The organism is Pseudomonas sp. UME65 (assembly GCF_014170225.1).
In the GTDB taxonomy this organism is placed as follows: domain Bacteria; phylum Pseudomonadota; class Gammaproteobacteria; order Pseudomonadales; family Pseudomonadaceae; genus Aquipseudomonas; species Aquipseudomonas protegens.
The window spans coordinates 471,613-496,032 of record NZ_LZZQ01000010.1 but is presented as its reverse complement, the minus strand read 5'-3'; the positions used below and the strand labels follow the sequence as shown (position 1 = coordinate 496,032).

Here is a 24,420-nt window from a genome sequence, read left to right as displayed (position 1 = left end):
GCCCGCTACATCCATCAACCCTGAACCTTGGGTTTGCTGTCGTTCTGCTCCAGCCCTGGCAGGGTCTGGTCCTTGGGCGGCTTGGGCATGTCGATCGGCGGCAGCAGGGGCGCGCTGCCACTGCTGCCGGCTTTCGGCGTGCTGGGCGGGGTGACTTGCGGATAAGGCGTAGGGGTCGCGGTACCCGGGGTGCCGAGGGTCGGCGCCGGGGTCACCACCGGGGCGCTTTGCGGCTCGTCGGCCAAAGCCGGGCCGGCACCAAGCGCCAGGGCTGCGGTGAGGGCGAGCGCCGCTTGGGCAATCACCGTTAGAATAGTGCGCTTCATCAATGGCTCCATTGCTATTGTCTGGCGTCAGGCTACTCCCAACCGGGGCGTTTTGCCTTCCTCAATGAGATCTCCATGAAACGTTTCGTACTGCTGGACACTACTGCGATTCCTGAAAACGGCGGTGCCTTGTGCCTGTTCGAATACGGTGAGGATTTCGTCATCAAGATCCAGGGCGGCGACGGCGGCCAGTTGATGAACACACGCATGCACGGTTCCGAGGACGCCCTGGCGCAGATCCCTTGCAGCAAGGTCGCCGGGCGCCCGAACTCACGGGTGCTGATCGGCGGCCTGGGCATGGGCTTCACCCTGGCCGCGGCTCTCAAGCACCTGGGCAAGAGCGCCGAGGTGGTGGTCGCCGAGCTGGTGCCCGGGGTGGTGGAATGGAACCGTGGCCCGCTCGGCGAAAAGTCCGGCCGGCCGCTGCTGGACCCGCGCACGGTGATCCGCCTGGAAGACGTGGCCAAGGTCCTGCAGGCCGAGCCCCAGGGCTTCGACGCGATCATGCTCGACGTCGACAACGGCCCCGAAGGCCTGACCCAGAAAGCCAACAGCTGGCTCTACTCCAGCGCCGGCCTGGCCGCCTGCGCCCGGGCCCTGCGGCCCAAGGGCATTCTTGCGGTGTGGTCGGCCAGCGCCGACCGGCAGTTCTCCGAGCGCCTGCGCAAGGCCGGCTTCAAGGCCGAGGAAGTACAGGTCTTCGCCCATGGCAATCGCGGCACCCGGCACACCATCTGGATTGCCGAGAAGCTCAAGGCCTGAGCTAAACTTTGTCCATTACCGTCATTAGTCCTTCTACAAAGGTGAACCCATGAGTTCGTCCACTCCCCCGTCCAACACCGCCAAGCTGGACCGTATCCTTGCCGACGCCCAGCGCGACCGGGAAATGGGCTACCGCGACAAGGCGCTGAAAATGTACCCCCATGTCTGCGGCCGCTGCGCCCGGGAGTTCTCCGGCAAGCGCCTGAGCGAGTTGACCGTGCACCACCGCGATCACAACCACGACAACAACCCCCAGGACGGTTCCAACTGGGAACTCTTGTGCCTGTACTGCCACGATAACGAGCACTCGCGCTACACCGACCAGCAGTACTTCGGCGAAGGCTCCCTGAGCACCCCGAAAGTCGCCAAGGCGACCCACAACCCGTTCGCCGCCCTGGCCGGGTTGATGAAGAAAGACCCGGAGTAAGCACCAGCCGCCGGGCATATTGTGGCCAGCGAGCGCGCTCCCGTTCGGCGGCAAGGCAGCCGTAAACCCTGTGCCCCCGGCCGGCCTGCTATACCGCATTGGCCGGCGTCGGGAGCAAGCTCCCTCGCCACAACAAGCCACCGAGCCGTGGGCAATCCCCGTATAATCGCGCTCTTTTCCCCCAAGGCGCTTTGTTCGTGGCAAACAAAAGGTACAGCTGCATCGGTTTGTATAACCCCAAGTCACCGGAGAACGTCGGTTCGGTGATGCGCGCCGCCGGCTGCTATGGCGTCGCCTCGGTGTTCTACACCGGCAAGCGCTATGAGCGGGCCCGCGACTTCGTCACCGACACCAAGAAGGTCCACCAGGACATTCCGCTGATCGGCATCGACGACCTGAAGAAAATCCTCCCCCTGGGCTGCATTCCGGTGGCCGTGGAACTGGTCGAGGGTGCCCGCCCACTGCCCGAATACACCCACCCGGATCGCGCCCTGTACATCTTCGGCCCGGAAGACGGCTCCCTCGACAAGGAGATCCGCGACTGGTGCGAGGACGTGGTCTACATCCCCACCACCGGTTGCATGAACCTGGCAGCGACAGTCAACGTGGTGCTCTATGATCGCCTGGCCAAGGGTAACAACACCCGCTCCGGTCCCAAGTTCTGAGCACACGCCGGTCATTGCCCGGGAACCTGTGACGCCTTCGTGCAGTCAGCCTTGTATCCCTTACCGCCCTTGGAGACAGATCATGAGCGAGCGCAAACAGCTGCAAACCATCGAATCGACCCCGTTCCAGAGCCAGCCCACCCAGAATGTCCAGGGCTGGGAGCGCATCGGCTCGCTGGCCGGCGGCGTGGTGATGATGGGCAAGGGCCTGCGCCGTGGCGGCGTATTCGGCCTGATCCAGGTAGCCATCGGCGGCGTGGCCCTGGCCCGGGGCATCACCGGGCACAGCTCGGCGAAAAGCCTGCTGGAGAAAAGCCGCCAGGACATGAACAACGTGCGCAACAAGATCGAACGCGCTGCAGAAGAGCTGCGCAACCTGAAAGCCGATGCCGAAGCCGCCGGCCGCAACGCCAAGGCCGCCAGCAATGATGAAGTGAAGGTGCCCAAGGCCTGAAGCCGGGGCGTCCTCATGGACGCCTGGGGCCAACCGCGCCGGGTCAGCGCAGCAGGCTGGTGTCGAGGACCCTGGAGGGCTCGCCCAGCACGCTTTCACTGAGCTGGATGAATTCGGCGGTGCTGACGCGTTCCAGGCGCATCGCCGCTTGCAGGACATCGTCCAGGGAGCGCTTGTTGCGGGTCTTGAGGCGAATCTCCCGATCCAGCTCCTGCAATAGCAACACCGCCTTGGCCACTGTGGCGCTGTCCACCTGTTCGCCGCGCAGGCTGGTGACCTTGTGGCCGTCCCGGGCCAGGCGCTTCTCCAGCACCTGGTAACGTTCATCGCTGATGCCACCGGCACGGCGCAGCAGCTCGATGGCGTAGTACTGCGCCAGCCCTTCACTGATCCAGTCGCTGCGCTGGCTGTCGTTGATCCGTGCCAGAGATTGCACCAGCTCCCGCAGCAAGGGGCTGGCGCCGCTCTCGCTGACCAGCGGCAGGCGGCTGTGCAGGAACAGTGAATCGCGCCCGGCCAGGCTGCCGCGCCACATCGGATCGGCCGCGCCGACGATCAACAGCTTGCTCGGCTGGCGGGGAAACACCGCCTGCACCTGCGGCCAGACAAAGGTCAGCAGGGTCAGCACATCCATGCGCCGCATGCCCTGGCCCAGTGGCGAGACCACGCTGACGTCGGTTTCCCCCAGGCGCGTGCGGCGGCTGCCCAGGGTGCCGGCGAGCATCCAGCCGGCGGGACGGTCGAACAGCCGCGAGGGGTTGTCGATGCGAAAACGGTGCTTGCCGATCCGCGGCCAGGCGGTCTCGATGCTCTTCCAGCCGGCGGGCAGTTCGAAATCCAGGCGCGCCACCAGCTCGATGCCGTCCTGCTGGTCCAGGTGCGCCGGCGGCACCAGGGTTTCGCCGCGCAGCAGGGCCCAGTTGGCAGTACTGCGGCTGTCATAGCTGCCCTTCTTGATGCTGTGGTTCAGGCGTACCCGGTAGCTCAGGCTGGCCTTGCCGCTGGCCGGGCGCCAGACCCCACGCTGACCGCCGGCACCGGCGGGGGCGGCCTGCCATTGGCCGTCGGCCTTGAAGTCGCTGTAGTCGCCGGTCGAGCCCAGATCGAAATCCAGGCTGCGCAGCGCCGCGCCGTCGGCCAGGGTCAGGCGCACTTCGGCCTGATCGCTCTGGGGCAGGAAGCGCACGTGATAATCCAGATCGACCTTCTTCGCCGCAAACGCCGATGCACTCAATGCCAGCATCGCAGCGGCCAGCGCCAGCTTCGCCCCCACCCTCATACCCTCTCCTTGCTATTGAAACCTCGAAGCCGGCGCGGCGAACCCTCAGCCTGCGCGGAAAATCAGATGATCCTCCCAGTCCTCTTCCGCCACGCTGCCTTCGGCGAGCATGCGGCCGGACTGGGAAATACGTTCGTGGTGCACCGCATCGCGGTCGCCGCACACCAGGTGGTGCCACAGGGGCAGGTCCTTGCCCTCGCTCACCAGGCGGTAGCCGCAGGTGGGGGGCAGCCACTTGAATTCGTCGGCCTTGCCCGGGGTCAGCTGGATGCAGTCGGGCACCGAGTCGCGGCGGTTGGGGTAATCGCTGCACTGGCAGGTCTTGAGGTCCAAAAGCTTGCAGGCGATGCGCGTGTAATAGACGCTGTTGTCGTCCTCGTCTTCAAGCTTTTGCAGGCAGCACAGACCGCAGCCATCGCACAACGACTCCCATTCGTCCTGGTCGAGTTGTTCGAGGGTTTTGCGTATCCAGAAAGGTTCGACTTTGGCGGCCATGGCTCAAGCATCAATATCCGAGGGTGAAAAGGCCGCCAGTCTAGTGCCGAAGAACCGGCGGGCCAAGCGCTGGCGACTGTCGGTAGGCCGGGACTTGTCAGCGGGCCATGGGCACAGTAGCTTTGCCCCTCGGACCGACCCGCGTCCGTGTGCCATTAACGCTTGACCGCGTTGCACCCGGCAAACCGCACGGGGTCAGGAATACCCCTTCGCTCAGCTCATCTGCGCTTGCCGGTTTATTCCACTCATCTCACATGCTGCCAGGAGTTTTTCCATGAGCGCCAACACTCGCGTTGCCGACTACGCCATCCACCCGCAGTTCACCCAGCGCTGGTCGCCCCGGGCCTTCACCGGCGAAAGCATCCCCGAAGAAACCCTGCTGAGCTTCTTCGAAGCCGCACGCTGGGCGCCTTCGGCCTACAACTCGCAGCCCTGGCGCTTCCTCTATGCCCGCCGCGACACGCCGAACTGGGAACGCTTCCTCGGCCTGCTCAACGAATTCAACCGTGGCTGGGCGCAACACGCTTCGGCCCTGGTGATCGTGATTTCCAAGACCACCTTCACCGTGCCCGGCGCCAGCGAGGAAACCCCGGCCCTGTGGCACACCTTCGACACCGGTTCGGCCTGGGGCCACCTGGCCCTGCAAGCCAGCCTCAGTGGCTGGCACACCCACGGCATGGCCGGTTTCGACCAGGAACTGACCCGCAAGGAACTGAAGATTCCCGAAGGCTATGCCGTGCACGCCGCCGTGGCCGTGGGCAAGCTGGGAGACAAGTCGACCCTGGCCGACTACCTCCAGGCCCGGGAAGAGCCAAGCCCGCGTCGCCCCCTGAGCGAAACCGTGGCCGAAGGCGATTTCAGCCTCTAAAGCCGCGATCGCCTCTGTAGGAGCGAGCTTGCTCGCGAAGCCCTGAAGGGCGCCGCGCTGGCCTGGCAAGCACGGCTTTCGCGAGCAAGCTCGCTCCTGCGATCAGGTCCGTTTCAATAGCCCCGGGCGAAATCCACTTCGCCGCGCAGGGCCTGCCCAGCCTGATAAGCCCGCAGGTTGTCGACGAACAACTGCACCATCAATTCCGGCGAGGTCGGCGCCGAACTGTGGCCCGTCAGCAGCAAGCCCCAGGCGGTCCAGAACGGATGCCGTTGCGGCAAGGGCTCCTGGCGGCAGACATCGATCACCGCCCCCGCCAGATGTCCATCCTTGAGGGCCTGCACCAGGTCCGCATCGACCACCGCCACGCCCCGGCCAACATTGATGAACAACCCCGTGGGCTTGAACTGCTTGAACAGCGCCGCGTCGTACAGGTCGTGGGTGCTCGGGGTGTTGGGCAGCAGGTTGACCACGTAGTCCACCTCCCCCACCAGGCGCCCCAGGTCTTGCAGGCCGGCCACTTCGATAAAGGGCGCCTGCTCCCGGGGCTGGCTGGCGATGCCGTACAGCTTCACGCCAAACGGCAGGAGGAACTGCGCCACGCTCTGGCCGATGTCGCCGGTGCCGACGATCAGCACCTTGCGCCCCACCAGGCTCTGGCCCAGGCGGTTGTCCCACTTGCGCTCGACCTGGCTCACCAGGCGCGCCAGCACCTCGCGCTCATGGCCCAGGATGTAGGTCAGCACGTACTCGGCCATCACCTGGCCGAAGATGCCCACGGCCCGGGTCAGGCGGTAGTGCCGCGGCAGGCCGTCGGCCAGCAGCGGGGTAATGCCGGCCCAGGTGGACTGCAGCCACTGGGGCTGGTGCCCCTGGCGCAGCAGGGTGGCCAGCAGGTCCGGCTGCCCCAGCCAGACCGGGCAATCCGCCGCCAACCGTGCCAGCTCGGCGGAGTCGCCACTGGTCAGCACTTCCAGCTCCGGGGCCGCCTGACGCAACAGGCGGGCATAAACAGCGTGATCGTGTTCGGCAATCAGAACGCGCATGGCTCAAACCTTAAAAAACGGTGCAGGCAGCCGCCGACGGAGAATCGCTCCATCGATCAAGGCGGCTGCCAGGTCAGTCAGTTGCACTTACAAGGAGGCCCGGGACCGGGCGCCTACAGGTCAGACCGGATCATTGCGACGCAGCAGCTCTTCGGGCAAGTGCTCGATGTACTCGTCTTCTGCCGGTGGCATCTGCAGGTGGTAGCCCTGCTTGTCGAGGTTTTCCAGCACCTGGTGGATGTCCTCGCGGGACAGCTTGCGCTCCGGGCTCAGCACCAGGTCGAAGGCATGTTGCGGCTTGCCGAAGGCCAGCAGCAGGTTTTCCGGCACGCGTTCCAGAGCCTCGCTTTTGAGCACGTAGAGGTACATCTCGTTCTTGCGCGGGCTTTTGTAGATGGAGCAGATACGTTTCAAGGCTGTTCTCCGGCGGTGGCCAGGCTGTCCAGCAGCGCCTGGCCCATCAATTCGCGGCGCCAGCCACGCAACGAATCAGGCAATTGGTAAGGCCCGTTGGGGAAGCCGCTCTTGAGCAGGCTCTCCAGGGTTTTCTTGCGCAGCATCACTTCCGGGGCGATCCCCAGGCGCTCGGCCTGGGCCTGGCCCACGGCCTTGAGGCGCTTGAGCAGGGCCGCGGCTTCGATCGGCAGGGGTTCGGGCACGGCCGGCGGCCATTGATCCGGGCCGACGCTGGCGGTGCGCTTGATCAGGTCGAGGAGGAACTCGCCGTCCTGGCGCACGGTACGCGGGTGCATGTCTTCGATCTTGGCCAGCGCCGACAGGTTGTCCGGCTGGGTCTTGGCCAGGGGCCACAGGGCATGCTCGCGCACGATACGGTTGCGCGGCAGGTTGCGGGCACGGGCCTCGCGCTCGCGCCAGGCACACAGTTCACGCAAGACCGCCAGCTGGGCGCGGGACAGTTTCCAGGCCAGCTTGGCTTCGCGGTAGACCTCGTAGGGGTCCACTTCGCGGCGCAGGTTGGCCACCAGCTCGGCGCCGTCTTCCAGCACCCAGCGGTACTTGTCCTCGGACAACCTGGGCCGCAGTTCGGTGAACACCTGGGCCAGGTGCACGGCGTCTTCGGCGGCGTAGCTGACCTGGGTTTCCGACAGCGGGCGCTGCAGCCAGTCGGAACGGGTCTCGCCCTTGGGCAGGTCGATGCCCAGGACTTCCTGCACCAGGCGCGAATAGCCCATGGAGAAACCCAGGTTCAGGTAGGCGGCCGCCAGTTGCGTGTCGAACAACGGCGCCGGCAGGCTGCCAGTCAGGCGCAGCAGGACTTCAAGGTCCTCGCTGCAGGCGTGCACCACCTTGACCACTGCCGGATTCTCCAGCAGGGCCGCCAGTGGCTGCCAGTTGTCGATGGTCAAAGGGTCAATCAGGTAGGCGCGCTGCCCATCGCCAATCTGCAACAGGGCGGCAATGGGATAGAAAGTGTCGACCCGCATGAATTCGGTGTCGAGGGCGACGAATGGCAACTGCTGCCACTGGGCGCAAAGCTGACCGAGGCTATCGTTGTCGCGAATCCAATGTATATCGATGGCCACACGGCTCTCCCTTGAAGAATGGCGCGCAGTATATATCGCCTCCGGCGATTTCCGAGCATTCACCCGACAAGAGCAAGTGAGAAACCATCTGCCGGAGGGCAAGAATAGTCCGAGACTCTGGGCTAACCCTGTTTTCTCAGCACATAGACCCGCGAAGGCGCCCAACCGGGCAGCAGGTCCCGATGGTCGAGCACTTCAAAACCGGCTTCGCGGAACTCCGCTTCCAGCTGCACCTTGCTGGCCAGCGGCAGCATGCCGGAGCTGGCAGAAGCGGGTCGGGCGATCTGCAACAGCGGTTCGATCCGCGTGGCCAGGATCACCGTGTCCCGGCTGACCCGGTAGAACTCGCGCAGCAGGGCCAGGCGATCCTCGCCCCGGGTCACGTGGGCAAAGAGTTGCATGCAGATGATGCAGTCCACCGCATTGGCCGACAGGCCGATATTGAACGCCGAGCTGTGAAAGGTCTTGACCCGCTTCAGCAGGCTGGCCGGGTGGTGGGTCTGGGCATGGTTCAACATGTCCTGGGAAGGGTCCGCCGCCAGAATCACCCGGTTGCCGTGCTCGCCCAGCACCGGCCAGTAGCGCCCGGCGCCACAGGCCACATCCAGGATCAGCCCCGGCTCGCCGGCTTCCTTCAGGGCGTGACGTACCAGGCGTGCCGTGCGCCAGGCGGCCAGGCGCGCGCCAATCCCGGCTGGCCGGGGCTCGCGGCAGACGCGCGCGTGCTCCTGGTCGTAGCGCCGAGCGAACTCCAGTTCGATGGACGGTGGGGGATGGGACGACATGAACGGCGAACTCTTTTTGGAATCCAGGAGCCACAGGTTAACGTGCCATTCGTGAAAAAAAGGTCGAAAGCCCGCATCGCCTTCCGGCACCGGTACTTGCCTTGCCTGGTCGGCGGCTGGCGCCAATAATGCTCCGCCCCCCTGCCCCTCAAGGAACGATTCCATGCTCCCGCGCCTGCTGTTGTGTACCCTGCTGGGCCTCAGCGCCCCAGCCCTGAGCTTCGCCCAGGAGCCCTCCTCGCACCTGGACCAGGTGATCGAGCGCGGCCACCTGACGGTCTGCACCACCGGCGACTACAAGCCCTACAGCTACCTGCGCGACGACGGCCACTACGAAGGCATCGACATCAGCCTGGCCGAATCCCTGGCCGAGAGCCTCGGGGTGCGGGTGAAGTGGGTCAACACCACCTGGAAAGGCCTGATGGCGGACTTCCAGAGCCAACAGTGCGACATCGCCGTCGGCGGTATTTCGGTGTCACTGGAGCGGCAGAAAAAAGCCTTCTTCAGCCAGCCCCTGGGCATCGATGGCAAGATCCCCCTGGTGCGCTGCCAGGATCTCAAGCGCTACCAGACCCTGGAACAGATCAACCAGCCCGAGGTGCGCCTGATCGAGCCACCGGGCGGCACCAACGAAATCTTCGCCCGGGCCCACCTGCCCAAGGCCAGCCTGACCCTATTCGCCGACAACGTGACGATCTTCGATCAGTTGCTGACCCACCGCGCCGACGTGATGATCACCGACGCCTCGGAGGCGCGCTTCCAGCAACGGCACAAGCCGGGGCTGTGCGCAGTCAACCCCGAGCGCTACCTGCAATACAGCGAGAAGGCCTTTCTCCTGCCCCGGGACGATGTGGCCTGGAAAAGCTACGTCGACCAATGGCTGCACCTGAGCAAGGCCACTGGCGCCTACGACCGGGTGGTCAATCAGTGGCTGGCCGCGCCCTCGTCCTGATCCAGCAGCAGCTGCCGGAAAGCCTGGCAGGCGGCGCTGCGATAGGCGCCCTTGCGCCCCAGCAGCACCACGCTGCGCGGCGCCGGTGGTGACTGCAAGGCCAGGGTGCGCAGCCCCGGCTGCTCCCGGGCAATGGAGCTGGGCAGGATGGTCGCCAGTTGCCCGTGCCGGACCATCTCGACAATCGCACTGACCGAATTGGCCTCGGCGGCGATCGGCGGGGCAATGCCCTGCTGCCGGCAATACAGGTCGATGTGCCGGCGGGTGGCGAAGTCGGCGCTGAGCAGCACCAGGGGCTGGCGGCCCAGGGCCTCGGCACTCAGGGGCAGGCGCTCGGGCTGCGGATACTGCGGGCCGACCATCAGGCTCAGGGTCTCGATGAACAGCGCCTGACTCTCGATCTCCGCCAGGTGCTCGCCGGCGAAGGCGATACCCAGGTCCAGGCGGTCTTCGGCCAGGGCCGCTTCCAGGCGGTCCTGGGTCATTTCCTCGATGCTCAGGCCGATTCCCGGGTGCTGCCGGTAAAAGCGGCTGAGCAAGGGCCCGGCCAGGTAGGCGGTAAAGGTCGGGGTCAGTGCCAGGCGCAGCGAGCCGCGGCTCAGGTCCTGCACATCGTGGATCGCCCGCCTGGCCGCCTCCAGGTCCTGCAGGGCGCGGCGGGCATAGGCGACATAGGCCTGGCCGGCATCGGTGAGGCGCACGCTGCGCCCGGAACGGTCGAACAGCGGCGCCCCCAGGCCCTCCTCCAACTGCTTGATCTGTTGCGACAGGGTCGGCTGGGACACATGCAGCGCCTCGGCAGCCCGGGTGAAGTTGCAATGCTCGGCCACGGCCAGCAGGTAACGGATATGACGCAACAGCATGGGGAATTCCAACTATAGGCTGTAATTATGGAAAGCATAATAAGCCGGTCTTGGACGCTATAGCTGAAAACTTCCATCCTTGCCCCATCAGCGACGCAAGGAGAACCCCATGCAGAACATCATCGACGGCTTCCTCAAGTTCCAGCGCGAAGCCTTTCCCCAACGCAGTGAACTGTTCAAGCAACTGGCCAGCACCCAGAACCCCGGCACCCTGTTCGTCACCTGCTCCGACAGCCGGGTGGTGCCCGAACTGCTGACCCAGCAAGAGCCCGGCGACCTGTTCGTGATCCGCAACGCCGGCAACATCGTGCCCAGCTACGGCCCCGAGCCGGGCGGCGTATCGGCCACCGTGGAATACGCGGTGGCAGTGCTGGGGGTGAGCGACATCGTCATCTGCGGCCACTCCGACTGCGGCGCGATGACCGCCATTTCCACCTGCAAGTGCCTCGACCACCTGCCCGCCGTGGCCAACTGGCTGCGCCATGCCGAGTCGGCCAAGGTGATCAATGCCGCCCGCCAGCACGCCTCGCCCGCCGAGCACCTGGACGCCCTGGTGCGCGACAACGTGATCGCCCAACTGGCCAACCTCAAGACCCATCCTTCGGTGGCCCTGGCCCTGGAACAGGGCCGGCTCAACCTGCATGGCTGGGTCTATGACATCGAGAGCGGCGCCATCGTCGCCCTCGACGGCAACACCCAGCGTTTCGTCTCCCTGGCCGAGTACCCGCACACCTGTGCCCTGGCCAGCCAAGCTTCCAGCGCTGCCTGAGCAGCCCCCGTTTCGTCACTCAAGAGGAGTCACCCCATGCTGCAATCCCAATTCGCCCAAGCTCCACGCCTGGCCCTGGCCGACACCATCATCGACGCCAAGGCGCGCAAGAACCTGTCGTGGCAGGACCTCACCGACGGCACCGGGCTGAGCCTGGCTTTCGTCACCGCCGCCCTGCTGGGCCAGCACGCCCTGCCGGCCACCGCCGCCGACCTGGTGTGCGACAAGCTGGGCCTGGACCAGGACGCCAGCCGCCTGCTCCAGAGCATTCCCCTGCGCGGCAGCATCGCCGGCGGCATCCCCACCGACCCGACCGTGTATCGCTTCTATGAAATGCTCCAGGTCTACGGTTCGACCCTCAAGGCCCTGGTCCACGAGCAGTTCGGCGACGGCATCATCAGCGCCATCAACTTCAAGCTGGACATCAAGAAGGTCGAAGATCCGGAAGGCGGTTCCCGCGCAGTGATCACCCTGGACGGCAAATACCTGCCGACCAAGCCGTTCTGATCCCGGGTTGCAGGTTGCTCCAGCGGTAGGTGCCTGCCGGGCGTGCGTATCGTCCGGTTTGCGGCCCTGCGGCCCGGATCGCAGCCTGCGGCAGCGGCTACAGGTCCGCGGTGTTATTTAGTTTTTAAATAACACCGCGGACTTTCTGATTTGCCCCCACTCCAGACCGAGCCGCCTAATCGGGTCCTTGTTTGTTGAAGGTCCGACCATGGAAAACGTTCGTGCAACTTCCCGCCCCGCACTCTGGCTGATGGTCAGTGTGATTCTGGTGGCGCTCAATCTGCGTCCGTCGATGGCCGCCGTCGGCCCGCTGCTGTCGGGCATTCGTGGCGATATCCCCTTGAGCTTCAGCCTGGCTTCCCTGCTGACCATGCTGCCGGTCATGGCCATGGGCCTGGCGATGTTCTTCGGCATGGGCATCAGCCAGCGCCTGGGCGAGCACCGCACCGTGGTCCTGTCGCTGCTGGTCATCGGCCTGGCCACGGTCTCGCGGCTGTTCATGGATTCGGCGGCCGAGCTGATTCTCAGCGCGGTGCTGGCCGGCATCGGCATCGCCCTGATCCAGGCCCTGCTGCCGGCGCTGATCAAGTCGCGCTTTGCCGACAATGTCTCGTTGTTCATGGGCCTGTACGTCACCTCGATCATGGGCGGTGCAGCGCTGGCCGCGTCGTTCTCGCCCCTGGTGATGAACCACAGTGGCAGTTGGCGCCTGGCCCTGGCGATCTGGGCCGCCCTGGCGCTGCTGGCCCTGGTGTTCTGGTACGCCCAGCGCGCGGCCCTGCCCAGGCTGCCGGGCAAAGGTGGAGCACGGGAGTCCTTTGCCGGTAATCGCCGGGCCTGGCTGCTGGCGGTGTTCTTCGGCCTCGGCACCGCTTCCTATACCTGCGTGCTGGCATGGCTGGCGCCCTACTACGTGGAGAACGGCTGGAGCGAGCAGAACGCGGGCCTGTTGCTGGGCTTTCTCACCGCCATGGAAGTGATTTCCGGGCTGGTCACCCCGGCCATCGCCAACCGCAGCCAGGACCGGCGCCTGGTGCTGGTGGCCCTGCTGGTACTGATCATCGCCGGCTTCTGCGGCCTGATCCTCAGCCCCAAACACCTCAGCCTGCTGTGGCCGTGCCTGCTGGGCCTGGGAATTGGCGGGCTGTTTCCCATGAGCCTGATCGTCTCCCTGGACCACCTCAGCGACCCGCGCCGCGCCGGTGGCCTGACCGCTTTCGTGCAGGGCATCGGCTACCTGATTGCCGGGCTGTCGCCGTTGCTGGCGGGGATGATCCGCGACCAGCTGGGCAGCTTCGAATGGGCCTGGTGGTCACTGGCCGCGGTGATGCTGGTGATGATCCTCATGGCGCTGCGCTTCGATCCGAAGCATTACCGCCAGCACATCCGCTGAGCCGGGGGAGGCCATCATGAACCCGGCGAACTTCACCCAGGCCAACCTTGGCATGCTGCTGTGGGCGGTGCTGATTGCCGCTTCGTTCTTTGCCGCCGCCGAGGTCAGCCAGGCCATCGACCCGGTGCTGCTGACTGCCCTGCGCCTGTTGTTCTCGGCGCTGATGTTCGTGCCTCTGTTGTGGCTCAAGGGTTCGGCGCCCATGACCCTGGCCGGCTTGCGCGCCCATGGGCTGCTGGGCCTGCTGCTGGCGCTGTATTTCGGTTCGCTGTTCGAAGCCCTGCGCTATACCTCGGCGGTCAACACCGGGACCCTGTTCACCCTGGTGCCGCTCCTGACCCTGGTGTTCGAAGCCTGGCTGCTGCCTGGCAGCGGCCTGCGGCGCCGCCTGCTGCCGATGCTGGTGGCGGGGGCCGGGGCGCTGCTGCTGATCCTCAAGGGCGGCGCGCCAGGGCAATTGCCGTCGCTGTACGCCATGGGTATCTACGCCCTGGGCTGCCTGGCCATGGCCGCCTACTCGCCGCTGAGCCAGCGCTTCAAGGCCGGCAGCCTGCAAGGGCGCAGCCCGGCGGCCATGACCTTCTGGAACATGCTGTTCGGATCGCTGTTCCTGTTTGTCGCCAGCCTGGCCAGTGGCGGCTGGCGCAGTGCCGCGCTACTGCGCGGCAACGACCTGCTGTGGCTGCTGTACCTGGCGCTGTTCGCCACCCTGGCAACCTTCTGGCTGCTGCATCGGGCCATCGGCGTCATCGCCCCGTCCACGGTGATTTCCTACATCTACCTGAGCACCCTGTTCCTCACGCTGTTCCACTGGTTGTGGCTGGGCCAGGGGCCACAGTTGACAGAAATGCTCGGCGCCCTGCTGGTGGCCCTGGGCATGCTCGGCCTGGTGCGCGGCAGCCGCCCGACAGCCGCGGCGGCCTGAAATCTACCCGGGACAAGCACCATTGCAGTGCGCGAAACTGCGCAGGTCGTGTTATCGGACATTTATGTCCCGATGCTGTCCGCGAATCCCCGCCCCGGGCATTTAATTAGGACGATCGTTCCGCTAGCATCGATCCGGTTTGCGCGCCACCGGCGCCAGGTGCTCAGCGGGATGGAACGGATGCTCATCAGCAATGTGCTCAGAAAACTCGACATGCAGGACCTCATGGTCTTTATCGCGGTGTACGAGCAAAGCAGTGTCACCGGGGTTTCGGAAACCCTCTGCGTCAGCCAGTCGACCGTCAGCTACTGCCTGAAGAAACTGCGCAACGGCTTCGAGGACGAACTGTTCATCAACACCCGCACCGGCATGCGCCCGACCTACAAGGCCACCAGCATGTACAACCACGTGCTGAGGATCCTGGAGAGCATCAACCTGTGCCACAGCGGTGTGCCGGCCTTCGACCCGACCCGCCAGGCCGTGACCTTCAATCTCTGTGCCCCGGAATACTTCGAGCTGTTGATCCTGCCGCGCCTGCTCAAGGGCTTCGACTACGCCGACCTGCCGGTGACGGTCAACGTGCAGAAGCTGGAAAGTGATATTCCCGCCGAGGACCTGCGCGATGGCAGCGTCGACCTGGTGATCTGTTTCGGGCCCGACTTCCATCGCCGCCACGCCGACTTCAAGTCGCAGATGCTGCTGGAGGACGACCTGGTGTGTGTCTTCGACAAGCGTGCGACCCCGCCCAGGGAACCGCGCTTCAGCCTGCAGTCGTTCGTCGAGCGGCGGCACGTGTTTCCCACGCCCTGGACGTCGGACAGCAACATGGTGGACGGCTGGCTGGCGCGCCAGGCCCACAAGCGGCAGATCGTCGCCCGCTCCAACAGCTACAGCGCAGCGCTGAAGATGATCACCGGCACCGACTTCCTCCTCACCCTGCCCCGGCGCATCCAGGCACTGCTGGCCAACGAGGCAGTGTTCAACCATTGCGAGGCCCCCAGCGGCCTGCCGGGATTCAGCCTGGACATGCAGTGGAGCCAGCACACCGATCAGGACAGCGCGCAGACCTGGTTCCGTGAACAGATAGTCAAGGTCTGCGCCGAGCAGGGGCTGGCCTGATCCTCAGCGGCCGACGGCGGCCTTGCTGTAGGACGCGCGGTCGATATCGACGATCTCCACGCACAGTTGCACCTGGACATCCGCCGGCCATGGCGCCAGATCCTGCAACACCGCCAGCAGGCTCTCGGACAACTGCTTCTTGATCTCTGGCGAACGGCCGCTGAGCAAGGCCAGCTTGACGTGGACAAAGCCGCGCTCGCCAATCCCGGTGCCGACCCGGAACGCTTCGACCTTGACTGCGCGGCTCTTGATGTCGAACTCGTCGGAGAACTGCCCGGACGCCACCAGCCCATGATTGAGTCGCAGCAGCGCCTTGTCGACGTCCAGTTGCGGCAGGTTGGCGGTGTATTCCATATGCAGGTGCGGCATGGCAAAGCTCCCGGTCAGTCAGGGGTAAAAAGGCGCTCCATACTACACAACCCGCCCCACGCCGCCGCAGTAGCCGTTAGCCTCATTGCCTGGACGCCGCCCTTTCCCGCAGGGCCAGGGTTTCCCAGGCCGCCACCAGCAGCATCACCAGGGTGGTCAGGCTGCCCAGCGCCAGGGCGGAAAACCACTGGTTCCAGGCCGCGGGCAACAACAGCAGCAAGGCCGCGAGCCCGGCCAGGTGCGACAGCGGCGGCAACGGCCGCTCGTTCATCACCCACTTGAACAGCGCGCAACCGAGCAGGAACAGCCAGGGGCCGCCGACGATTACCAGCACCGCGGCCTGGCTGGCATGCTGCGGGTGCACCAGCACCAGTTCGTCGGCCACCGCACTGACGATGATCCCGGCGACGATCAGCACATGCAGGTAGGTGTAGGCAATACGCGCCTGGCGCCCCGGGTCGCTGGAGTGGGCGATGCGGTGGTGGGCACGCTCGGCGCCGCTGTCGAAATACACCCACCACATGGCAATGCTGCCCAGCACCGCCACCACGAAAGCCAGTACCCCTTCGGCACTGGTGGCCAGCTCGGCGAAGGTGGCGCCGGTGACCAGCAGGGATTCACCCAGGGCGATGATCACGAACAGAGCGCAGCGCTCGGCCATGTGGTTGCCTTCGACATTCCAGTCTTCCAGGGTCGAGCGGCCGAGCCCCGGCACCCAGAAATACAGCGACGGCGACAGCACCTCGATGGCCAGGGCCAGCCCCCAGCACGCCAGGCGCTGCGGGCCTTCGAGCAGGCCACCGGTGATCCAGAAAACGCCCGAGAACATCAGCCACAAGAGGATCCGCTGGAAGTTGCGGGTCATGTTCAGCGGCTCGCCGCGCACTGCCCACAGTGAATAGGCGGTGCGCCCCACCTGCATGAACACATAGGCGCCGGCGAACAGCAGCCCACGCTCGCCGAAGGCCTGGGGAATCGACGACGACAGCAGCAACCCGGCCACCATCAGCACGAACAGGCCGAGGCGGATCGGCAGGGCTTCCGGGTCCAGCCAGTTGGTGATCCACGAGGTGAAGATCCACACCCACCACACCGCCACCATCAGCAACGCCACCTGCAGCGCTCCGCCCAGGGACAGATGAGCCAGCAGGGAGTGGGACAGTTGGGTCACGGCAAACACGAACACCAGGTCGAAGAACAGCTCGACCATGCCAACCTTGCCGCTGTCGTGGCTGCCACGCCCACGCAACAGGGAACGGGAACGACTCATGGGCACACTCCACCGATCAATGTTTCAACAGACGATCCACACAGCAAAGCAGCCCCCTGTGCCTATGCCAAGCTGGCGGCCTCCGTTCACTGCGCCGCTGCCGCAGGCTGCGACCCGGTCCGCAGGACTGGCAAGGCCGCCCACCCGATCCGCCAGGCATACCGCATGGGCAGGTTTGGGTCCCGCTGCGCGGTCCATCGCAGCCTGCGGCAGCGGCTACCAGGCGCGATTAGCTCGCGAGGGGCGCCCGCTCGCTCATGAAGGCTTCCAGCCGCGAGCGCAGCCAGCGTTCGGCGGGGTCGGTGTCCACATGGCTGAGCCAGACCATGGACAGGTCCAGGGTCGGGGTCTTGAACGGAAACGGCTCGCAGTACAGCTGCCCCGAGGCGGCCATGGCGGCGGCGGCATAGTCGGGCAGGCTGGCGATCAGCTTGGTGCCGGCGAGCAGGGCCGGCAGCGAGCTGTACTGGGGCACCGACAACACGACCTGGCGGGTGCGGCCGATCTCCGCCAGCCACTCATCGGCGAAGCCGGCGACATTGGCGGTGTGGGACACCAGCACATGGGGCCGCGCGCAGTACTCGTCGAGGGTCAGCGGTGTATCGCTGGCATCGGCCCGCAGCACGCTGGGCTGGATATGCCGCAGCAGCTTGCGCTTGGCGTTGGCCGGCAGGCCGCGGGTCTGGCTGATGCCCACGGTGATATCGCCGGACGCCAGCAGGTCGGGAATCCGCCAGTAGTCCACATGCTGCACCACGACCACCACTTGCGGCGCTTCCTGGCGCAGGGCCCGCAGCAGGGGGGGCAGCAGGCCGAACTCGACGTCGTCGGACAGGCCGATGCGAAAGGTCATGGTGCTGCTGGCGGGATCGAAATCGTGGGTCAGGCTCAGGGCCGAGGACAGTGCGTCCAGGGCCGGCGACAGGTGCTGGATGATCTGCTCGGCACGGGCCGTGGGCTCCATGCGATGGCCGACGCGAATGAACAGCGGGTCGTTGAACATCGCCCGCAGGCGGTTGAGCGCGGAACTGATGGTGGGCTGGCCGAGGAACAGCTTCTCCGCCACCCGGGTGACATTGCGCTCGAGCATCAGCGCCTCGAACACCACCATCAGGTTGATATCGGCCTTGCGCAGTTCATTGCGATTCATTGATGTTGCCCCCGGTCCCCAGACGGGAAGCAGTGTAGAAAGGCCGGAGGGCTGGCGTCCAGGCAAGATCTGCCAAGCGACGCCGCCCCCGGGCAGACCTCAGGCGGAGTTTCTCGCCAGCCCGCTCGCCCTTTGCTCACAGCGGTCCTCCTGGCCCTGGCGCAAACGCAGGGCCGCCAATGCCGCCACCAGCAGCACCAGGGCAATCACCTTGAGGCCATTCATGGCATTGCCGGTGCTCATCTCGATCGCGCCCATCACCGAAGGGCCGACAAAACCGCCCAGCAGCCCGCAGGAATTGACGAAGCCCAGGCCACCCGCCAACGCCGCGCCTTTGAGCCGTGAAGCCGGGTACAGGAAGATGATCGACTGCACCACGAAGAACATCAGCGCCGCCACGCAGAACCCCAGCAGGCTGAACACCGGCCCGGAAAACGCCGCGATCGACAGCCCCGCCGCCATCACCAGCAAGCCACAGACCAGCAGGCGCCGCGAGCGTTGCGGGCTGTTGGCCAGCCGGGGCAAGGCGATAGCCCCGACGGCTGCGGCGATCCAGGGCAGCGAGGTCAAAAGGCCAACGCTCATGATGCTCAGGTTGCCGTACTTGCCGATGATGCTGGGGAGGAAAAAGATCACGGTGTAGATGGTGATCTGATGGCAGAAGTAGACAAAGATCGCCAGCAGGATCTGTGGCGTGAAGCATTGCCGGAACGAGTGCCCGCCCTGCCCCGCGCCCTCGTCGGCTTCCCGGGCCAGGCGCTGTTCGATGGCCGCCGCTTCCTCGGCGCTCAGCCAGGGAGCACGGCTCGGGCGGTCCGGCAGGCGCCGCCATACCACCCAGGCGAAGAACACCGCCGGCAGGCCTTCGAGCAGGAACATCCACTGCCAGCCGTGCCAGCCCAAAAGGCCGTCCATCTTCATCAGCGCCGCGCCCAGCGGGCCGCCAATGATATTGGCCAGGCACACCCCCAGCAGGAAATAGCCGGTGGCCCGGGCCCGCTGCTGGCGGTCGAACCAGTAGGTCAGGTACAGCATGACCCCGGGAAACAGCCCGGCCTCGGCGATCCCCAGCAGCAGGCGCAGCACATAGAAGGAGGTCTCGCCCTGGACGAAAGCCATGGCGGCGGAGATCAGCCCCCAGGTCACCATGATCCGGGCGATCCAGAAGCGCGCGCCGACCTTGTGCATGATCAGGTTGCTCGGCACTTCGGACAGCGCATAGGTGAGGAAGAACAGTCCGGCCCCCAGCCCGTAGGCCGCGGCGGAAATCCCCAGGTCCACATCCAGCTGATGCTTGGCCAGGGCGATATTGGTGCGGTCGAGAAAACTCAGGACATAGGCCGCGATCAGCAGCGGCATCAGCTTGAGGAACATCAGCCGGGTCAGTTGTTGCGGGTCCCGGGGCGGCGCGGCGGTTGCAGTGTTCATGGGCATATCCCTTTGTAATTGTTATGCGGGATCGCCAGCGCCCGGAAGGCGCCGGCAGCGGGCCTGCGGGGCTTAGAACGCGACCTGGTCGCGTCCCTTGAGCCCGAGCAGGGTGCGGGCTTCGTCCGCCGTCGCCACCCGGCCGCCCAGGGCCTCGATGACGCTGCGGATGCGTCGTACCTGGTCGGCGTTGCTCGCCGCCAGCTTGCCGGGGCCGTCCCACAGCGAGTCCTCCAGGCCGACCCGGGCATGGCTGCCCATGGCCAGGCCCATGGTCGCCAGGGGAATCTGGTTGCGCCCGGCGCCGAGGATCGACCAGTGATAGGCATCGCCGAACAGCCGGTCAGCGGTGCGGCGCATGTGTGCCAGGTCCTCGGGGTGGCCGCCGATGCCGCCCCGCAGGCCGAACACCGACTGGATGAACAGCGGCGCCTTGAGCAGGCCGCGCTCCAGGAAATGCGCAGCGGTGTAGAGGTGGCCGATGTCGTAGCACTCGATCTCGAAGCGCGTGCGGTTCTCGGCACAGGCACTGAGGATATGGGCGATATCGCGGAAGGTATTGCGGAAAATCCGGTCGTCGCTTTCCTCCAGGTACGGCCGCTCCCAGTCGTGCTTGAACTCGGTGAAGCGGTTGAGCATTTCGTACAGGCCGAAGTTCATCGAGCCCATGTTCAGCGAGGCCAGTTCCGGCTTGAACTCCAGCACCGGTTGCAGGCGCTCCTCGACACCCATGGTCGGCGCGCCGCCGGTGGTGAGGTTGATCACCACGTCGCAGGCGGCCTTGATCTGCGGCAGGAAGCGCCGGAACAGCTCGGGGTCCTGGCTCGGCCGGCCGTCCTCCGGGTCCCGGGCGTGCAGGTGGACGATGGCCGCCCCGGCCTCCGCGGCGGCGATGGCCTCGGCGGCGATCTCCCCGGCCGTGACCGGCAGGTGGGGCGACATGGACGGGGTATGAATGGCACCGGTAACGGCGCAAGTGATGATGACGGGTGTTTTTCCAGGCATGACGGTACTCCGACTTTTATTCTTGATGAAAAAAATCCCAGGGTGTCGCTACAGGTTTCAGCGCCGGCGGTCCTCGCCGGCGCGGCCAGCCGGCGGGAGCTAGAGGTATTCGACGTTGCCGTCGACGCTGATCGCCTGGCCAGTGACGTTGCATGCCGCCGGCGAACAGAGGAACAGCGCCATGGCCGCCACGTCTTCGGCACTGACCATGCGCTTGAGGGAGATCTTCTCCAGGTACTGCTCGCGCATCTGCGCCACCGGTACCCCGGTCTGTTCGGCCCGGGCCTGGATCACCGCCTCCATCCGCGGCCCCTCGACTATCCCCGGCAACAGCGCGTTGACCCGGATATCGCTGGCACCCAGCTCCGCCGCCAAAGACTTCATCAACCCGACAATCGCCCATTTGGTAGCGGCATAAGGCGTGCGCCAGGCGTAGCCCAGGCGCCCGGCCACGGAGGCGATGTGCAGCAGGTGGGCCTTGTCCGAGGCCTTGAGCAGGGGCACCGCGTGGTGGGCGAAGCGGTATTGCGCGGTCAGGTTGATATCGATGGTGCGCTGCCAGTCGGCATCGCTGACGGCATCGATGCCCGCGGTCGGCCCGGCAATGCCGGCGTTGTTGACCAGCACATCGAGGCCACCGAAGTGCTGCACCTGAAGCTTGAACAAGGCTTCGATCTGCGCCGGGTCGGCGACATCGGTACGGGTTGCCAGGGCCTCGGGGTAGCGATCGCGAAAGGCCGCCAGGGCCGCTTCGCTGACATCGCACACATGCACCTGGGCGCCGGCTTCAAGGTAGGCAGCGGCCAGCACTTCACCGATGCCCGCCGCGCCACCGGAAATCATCACCCGCAAGCCCGGATAAGGCTGCAAACGCTGAAGGATGCTCATGCCCGGCCTCCTTTGCGCTGTGCTGCGCCGTCGCTCTTGGCCAGCAGGCGGCCCAGGGAATCCGCCGCCTGCATGATGTCGTCGGTGACCGCTGCTCGCGCCGCCGGGCCATCGCCGGCGACCAGGGCCTCGACGATTCGGTTGTGGGCTTCCATGGAACGTTGCAGGTGGGCCTTGTCCGGCGCCACCAGGGCGAAGCAGGGGCCCATGTGCAGCCAGAAGTTCTCCACGGCGGCCATGGTCAGTTCGGCCCGGGCCACCGCATAGATGCGCCGGTGGAAAGCGAAGTTGGTCCACAGGTAGCGGGAGACATCCACCTCGTCGGCGGCCTTCTGCATCTGCCGGCAGAGATCGGCGATCTCCTGCATATCGGCCTTGTGCAGATGCTGCACGGCCTTTTCCGCCAGCAGCCCCTCCAGGGCCACCCGTGCATCACGGATTTCCCGCAGGCGCTCCACCGTCATCATGCGTACCCGCAGGCGGGAGGTTTCCGTGACCTCGAAGGCATTTTCCGCACTCAAGCGCTGCAGGGCTTCGCGCACCGGCATCGGGCTGGAACCCAGGGCTTCGGCCAGGCCACGAATGGTCAGTTTCTGGCCGGGCTGGAATCGGCCACTCATCAAGGCTTCGCGAATCTGTCGATACACCTGTTCCTGCAAGGTATCGCGAGAAACCTGACGCAAGGTAGGCAGGGGGATAGGACCTTCGGACATGGGGGTGACACCTGTGTTGTGATTCTTGTAGGCAGCAATATGTGATCACAAATCAAATATGTCAAATATTCATCCTCACGTCTCTGAAGCAATCAAGGGCTTAAATCAAGTAAAAAGAATCTTTTTATTCCGCACTGCGAAACATTATTCCGTATTGACCCACTAATTTATTGATGACAGGATTATTTTCACCAGCCGATTCAAACAGCGGAATCCAATCCTGATTTCCGTTCAGCGCCCAGAGCCCCTGGGCAACCATCGGCCTCACGCTGCCCTTTCCTCGGGAGACTGCTGCAATGAGTCGCGACACCGCCCAGCCCTCTGTGGCATCCGCCCTGCACGGCAACATTCTGGTCCTGACCCTCGACAACCCACCGGTGAACGCCCTTGGCGTGGAGGTCAGGCGCGGGCTGCTGGCCGCCCTGGACAGCGCCGCCGACGATCCGACGGTGGCCGCCATCCTGCTGGTCGGCGCCGGGCGCCACTTCTGTGGCGGCGCCGATATTCGCGAATTCGGCCAGACGCCCCAGGCCCCGGCATTGCCAGCGGTGGTCAAGCGCATCGAGGACAGCGCCAAACCGGTGGTGGCGGCCATCCAGGGCGTGGCACTGGGAGGCGGCCTGGAAGTGGCCCTGGCGGCCCACTACCGCCTGGCCCTGGGCAGCGCCCGCCTCGGCCTGCCGGAAGTGCTGCTCGGCCTGCTGCCCGGGGCCGGTGGCACTCAGCGCCTGCCACGCCTGATCGGTGCCCGGGCGGCCCTGGAACTGATGCTCAGCGGCCGTCACCTGAATGCCCGGGAGGCCCTCGACCTGGGGGTGGTGGACCGCCTGGCGGAGGGTGAGGATGCCCTGGCTGCCGGCCTGGCCTATGCCCGCGAGCTGGTGGACAGCCATGCCGGCGTGCGGCGCACCCGGAACGCCCGGGCCCTGGGCGATCAGCATCTGCAACGCGAACAGATCAACGCCGCCCGCGAACAGCTCACGCACAAGGCCAAGGGCCTGCTGTCGCCGCAGAACATCATTCGTGCGGTCGAGGCGGCCCTTGACCGGCCCTTCGATCAAGGCCTGGAGGAAGAACGCCGGCTGTTCCAGGAATGCCTCGACAGCCCGCAGCGTGCCGGGCTGGTACATGCCTTTTTCGCCGAGCGCGAGGTGCTCAAGGCCCCGGAAACCCGCATCGCCCAGCCTCGCCCCATCGAACAGGTGGCCGTGGTCGGCGGCGGCACCATGGGCGCCGGCATCGCTGTCTCGGCCCTCGACGCCGGCCTGCAGGTCACCATGATCGAGCGCGACCAGCAGGCCCTGGACCGCGGCCGGGGCAACGTCGAGAAGGTCTATGACGGGCTGATCGAAAAAGGCCGCCTGGATGCCGCCGGCAAGGCCGCGACCCTGGCCCGCTTCCGCGCCAGCCTGGACTACCAGGACCTGGCCCGGGCCGACCTGGTGATCGAAGCGGTGTTCGAGGACATGGCCGCCAAGCAGGCGGTGTTCAAGGAACTGGACCGGGTGTGCAAACCTGGCGCGGTACTGGCCAGCAACACCTCCTACCTGGACCTCAACGCCATCGCCGACAGCGTCTCGCGGCCTGCCGATGTCATCGGGCTGCACTTCTTCTCCCCCGCCAACATCATGAAGCTGCTGGAGATCGTGGTCCCGGCCAAGGTCGCACCGGACGTGGTGGCCACGGCCTTCGAACTGGCGAAGAAACTGCGCAAGGTGCCGGTGCGTGCCGGGGTCTGCGATGGTTTCATCGGCAACCGGATCCTCGCGGTCTACCGCCAGGCGGCGGACTACATGATGGAAGACGGCGCTTCGCCCTATCAGATCGACCAGGCCCTGCGCGACTTCGGCTTCCCCATGGGCCCCTTCCAGGTGGCCGACCTGGCCGGCGGCGACATCGGCTGGGCGACGCGCAAACGCAAGGCCGCCACCCGCAATCCCGACGCGCGCTACGTGCAGATTGCCGACCGCCTGTGCGAGCGCGGCTGGTTCGGACACAAGACCGGCCGTGGCTACTACCTCTATGCCCAGGGCCCGCGCAGCGCCACCCAGGACCCGGAAGTCCTGGCCATCATCGACGCCGAGCGGGCCCGGGCCGGCATCACGCCCCGCCCCTTCGGCAACCCGGAGATCCTGCGGCGCTACATGGCGGCGATGATCAACGAAGGCGCCAACGTGGTGCACGAAGGCATCGCCCTGCGCCCCCTGGATGTGGACATCACCTTTATCCATGGCTACGGCTTCCCGCGCTATCGCGGTGGCCCGCTCAAGTACGCCGACCAGTACGGCCTGTCCCAGGTGCTGGCGGACATCCGCGAATTCGCCGAACAAGACCCGCTGTTCTGGAAAGCCTCGCCGCTGCTGGAGCAGTTGGTGGAGCGCGGCGAGAACTTCGACAGTCTCAACCACAGCCATTGAC

General features: G+C 65.7%; 27 protein-coding genes. 12 read left to right on the top strand and 15 right to left on the bottom strand.

The window, feature by feature from the left end; genetic code table 11:
• Window positions 1-14: 14 nt before the first annotated feature.
• Window positions 15-326 carry a hypothetical protein gene (locus A9971_RS10035; RefSeq protein WP_011059843.1) on the bottom strand — a complete coding sequence of 104 codons (312 nt, stop codon included), beginning with the start codon at window positions 324-326 and terminating at the stop codon, window positions 15-17.
• Between the two features lie 75 nt (window positions 327-401).
• On the opposite strand from A9971_RS10035, the gene A9971_RS10030 reads away from it, so the two are divergent.
• The 4 genes from A9971_RS10030 to A9971_RS10015 all read left to right on the top strand — a co-directional run bounded on the left by A9971_RS10030 (window position 402) and on the right by A9971_RS10015 (window position 2,634).
• Window positions 402-1,088, top strand: a complete 687-nt coding sequence (locus A9971_RS10030; protein ID WP_015634551.1) for a spermidine synthase — start codon at window positions 402-404, stop codon at window positions 1,086-1,088.
• Between the two features lie 49 nt (window positions 1,089-1,137).
• On the top strand, window positions 1,138-1,515 hold the full coding sequence (locus A9971_RS10025) for a YajD family HNH nuclease (protein WP_011059841.1): 378 nt from the start codon (window positions 1,138-1,140) through the stop codon (window positions 1,513-1,515).
• A 197-nt stretch (window positions 1,516-1,712) separates the two neighbouring features.
• The gene (locus tag A9971_RS10020; protein ID WP_011059840.1) at window positions 1,713-2,180 is read left to right on the top strand and encodes an RNA methyltransferase; all 468 of its coding nucleotides are present in this window, start codon (window positions 1,713-1,715) and stop codon (window positions 2,178-2,180) included.
• Window positions 2,181-2,262: 82 nt separating this feature from the next.
• Window positions 2,263-2,634 (top strand): DUF2892 domain-containing protein, encoded by a 372-nt coding sequence (locus tag A9971_RS10015; RefSeq protein WP_011059839.1) that lies wholly within the window; start codon window positions 2,263-2,265, stop codon window positions 2,632-2,634.
• 43 nt (window positions 2,635-2,677) lie between these two features.
• Here the strand turns inward: A9971_RS10015 and A9971_RS10010 are convergent, their stop codons facing one another.
• On the bottom strand, window positions 2,678-3,913 hold the full coding sequence (locus tag A9971_RS10010) for a hypothetical protein (protein ID WP_053149595.1): 1,236 nt from the start codon (window positions 3,911-3,913) through the stop codon (window positions 2,678-2,680).
• A gap of 45 nt (window positions 3,914-3,958) precedes the next feature.
• Window positions 3,959-4,408 carry a YcgN family cysteine cluster protein gene (locus tag A9971_RS10005; protein ID WP_015634549.1) on the bottom strand — a complete coding sequence of 150 codons (450 nt, stop codon included), beginning with the start codon at window positions 4,406-4,408 and terminating at the stop codon, window positions 3,959-3,961.
• Window positions 4,409-4,682: 274 nt separating this feature from the next.
• Here A9971_RS10005 and A9971_RS10000 point away from each other — a divergent pair, with 274 nt between their 5' ends.
• Complete coding sequence (locus tag A9971_RS10000) at window positions 4,683-5,276, top strand: nitroreductase family protein (protein WP_011059836.1); 594 nt, start codon at window positions 4,683-4,685, stop codon at window positions 5,274-5,276.
• 113 nt (window positions 5,277-5,389) lie between these two features.
• Here the strand turns inward: A9971_RS10000 and A9971_RS09995 are convergent, their stop codons facing one another.
• The 4 genes from A9971_RS09995 to A9971_RS09980 all read right to left on the bottom strand — a co-directional run bounded on the left by A9971_RS09995 (window position 5,390) and on the right by A9971_RS09980 (window position 8,651).
• Window positions 5,390-6,322: a D-2-hydroxyacid dehydrogenase gene (locus A9971_RS09995; RefSeq protein ID WP_011059835.1), complete on the bottom strand. Its 933-nt coding sequence runs from the start codon at window positions 6,320-6,322 to the stop codon at window positions 5,390-5,392.
• 120 nt (window positions 6,323-6,442) lie between these two features.
• Window positions 6,443-6,736: a YcgL domain-containing protein gene (locus A9971_RS09990; RefSeq protein ID WP_011059834.1), complete on the bottom strand. Its 294-nt coding sequence runs from the start codon at window positions 6,734-6,736 to the stop codon at window positions 6,443-6,445.
• Window positions 6,733-7,866 carry a ribonuclease D gene (rnd, locus tag A9971_RS09985; protein WP_011059833.1) on the bottom strand — a complete coding sequence of 378 codons (1,134 nt, stop codon included), beginning with the start codon at window positions 7,864-7,866 and terminating at the stop codon, window positions 6,733-6,735. The genes A9971_RS09990 and rnd overlap by 4 nt, the downstream gene beginning before the upstream one ends.
• A 122-nt stretch (window positions 7,867-7,988) precedes the next feature.
• Complete coding sequence (locus A9971_RS09980; RefSeq protein WP_072443303.1) at window positions 7,989-8,651, bottom strand: class I SAM-dependent methyltransferase; 663 nt, start codon at window positions 8,649-8,651, stop codon at window positions 7,989-7,991.
• Between the two features lie 163 nt (window positions 8,652-8,814).
• On the opposite strand from A9971_RS09980, the gene A9971_RS09975 reads away from it, so the two are divergent.
• Window positions 8,815-9,603 carry a transporter substrate-binding domain-containing protein gene (locus A9971_RS09975; RefSeq protein WP_011059831.1) on the top strand — a complete coding sequence of 263 codons (789 nt, stop codon included), beginning with the start codon at window positions 8,815-8,817 and terminating at the stop codon, window positions 9,601-9,603.
• Here A9971_RS09975 and cynR read toward each other — a convergent pair.
• Window positions 9,576-10,466 (bottom strand): transcriptional regulator CynR, encoded by an 891-nt coding sequence (cynR, locus tag A9971_RS09970; RefSeq protein ID WP_041116526.1) that lies wholly within the window; start codon window positions 10,464-10,466, stop codon window positions 9,576-9,578. The genes A9971_RS09975 and cynR overlap by 28 nt on opposite strands.
• A 109-nt stretch (window positions 10,467-10,575) precedes the next feature.
• Between cynR and A9971_RS09965 the strand changes: the two genes are divergently transcribed.
• From A9971_RS09965 to A9971_RS09945, 5 genes are all read left to right on the top strand, one after another.
• Window positions 10,576-11,235 carry a carbonic anhydrase gene (locus A9971_RS09965; RefSeq protein WP_011059829.1) on the top strand — a complete coding sequence of 220 codons (660 nt, stop codon included), beginning with the start codon at window positions 10,576-10,578 and terminating at the stop codon, window positions 11,233-11,235.
• Between the two features lie 36 nt (window positions 11,236-11,271).
• Window positions 11,272-11,742, top strand: coding sequence for a cyanase (gene cynS, locus A9971_RS09960; RefSeq protein ID WP_011059828.1), 471 nt, complete (start codon window positions 11,272-11,274; stop codon window positions 11,740-11,742).
• A 208-nt stretch (window positions 11,743-11,950) separates the two neighbouring features.
• Complete coding sequence (locus A9971_RS09955; protein ID WP_019093310.1) at window positions 11,951-13,135, top strand: cyanate transporter; 1,185 nt, start codon at window positions 11,951-11,953, stop codon at window positions 13,133-13,135.
• Between the two features lie 16 nt (window positions 13,136-13,151).
• Window positions 13,152-14,060: a DMT family transporter gene (locus A9971_RS09950; RefSeq protein ID WP_015634544.1), complete on the top strand. Its 909-nt coding sequence runs from the start codon at window positions 13,152-13,154 to the stop codon at window positions 14,058-14,060.
• Between the two features lie 180 nt (window positions 14,061-14,240).
• A complete protein-coding gene (locus A9971_RS09945; RefSeq protein ID WP_011059825.1) occupies window positions 14,241-15,179 on the top strand; it encodes a LysR family transcriptional regulator in 939 nt (312 codons plus the stop codon).
• 3 nt (window positions 15,180-15,182) lie between these two features.
• On the opposite strand, the gene A9971_RS09940 is transcribed toward A9971_RS09945, so the two are convergent.
• The 7 genes from A9971_RS09940 to A9971_RS09910 form a co-directional block, all read right to left on the bottom strand.
• On the bottom strand, window positions 15,183-15,548 hold the full coding sequence (locus A9971_RS09940) for a 5-carboxymethyl-2-hydroxymuconate Delta-isomerase (protein ID WP_123473808.1): 366 nt from the start codon (window positions 15,546-15,548) through the stop codon (window positions 15,183-15,185).
• An 82-nt stretch (window positions 15,549-15,630) separates the two neighbouring features.
• The gene (locus A9971_RS09935; protein WP_015634542.1) at window positions 15,631-16,818 is read right to left on the bottom strand and encodes a low temperature requirement protein A; all 1,188 of its coding nucleotides are present in this window, start codon (window positions 16,816-16,818) and stop codon (window positions 15,631-15,633) included.
• A gap of 229 nt (window positions 16,819-17,047) precedes the next feature.
• Window positions 17,048-17,968, bottom strand: a complete 921-nt coding sequence (locus A9971_RS09930; protein ID WP_011059822.1) for a LysR substrate-binding domain-containing protein — start codon at window positions 17,966-17,968, stop codon at window positions 17,048-17,050.
• A 99-nt stretch (window positions 17,969-18,067) separates the two neighbouring features.
• Window positions 18,068-19,396 (bottom strand): MFS transporter, encoded by a 1,329-nt coding sequence (locus tag A9971_RS09925; protein WP_015634541.1) that lies wholly within the window; start codon window positions 19,394-19,396, stop codon window positions 18,068-18,070.
• A 72-nt stretch (window positions 19,397-19,468) separates the two neighbouring features.
• Window positions 19,469-20,401, bottom strand: a complete 933-nt coding sequence (locus A9971_RS09920; RefSeq protein ID WP_011059820.1) for a 3-keto-5-aminohexanoate cleavage protein — start codon at window positions 20,399-20,401, stop codon at window positions 19,469-19,471.
• 99 nt (window positions 20,402-20,500) lie between these two features.
• Window positions 20,501-21,289, bottom strand: a complete 789-nt coding sequence (locus A9971_RS09915; protein ID WP_011059819.1) for an SDR family oxidoreductase — start codon at window positions 21,287-21,289, stop codon at window positions 20,501-20,503.
• A complete protein-coding gene (locus A9971_RS09910) occupies window positions 21,286-22,002 on the bottom strand; it encodes a GntR family transcriptional regulator (protein WP_011059818.1) in 717 nt (238 codons plus the stop codon). Before A9971_RS09910 ends, A9971_RS09915 begins: the two co-directional genes overlap by 4 nt.
• A 296-nt stretch (window positions 22,003-22,298) precedes the next feature.
• On the opposite strand from A9971_RS09910, the gene A9971_RS09905 reads away from it, so the two are divergent.
• Window positions 22,299-24,419 carry a 3-hydroxyacyl-CoA dehydrogenase NAD-binding domain-containing protein gene (locus A9971_RS09905; protein WP_183000547.1) on the top strand — a complete coding sequence of 707 codons (2,121 nt, stop codon included), beginning with the start codon at window positions 22,299-22,301 and terminating at the stop codon, window positions 24,417-24,419.
• Window position 24,420 lies beyond the last annotated feature (1 nt).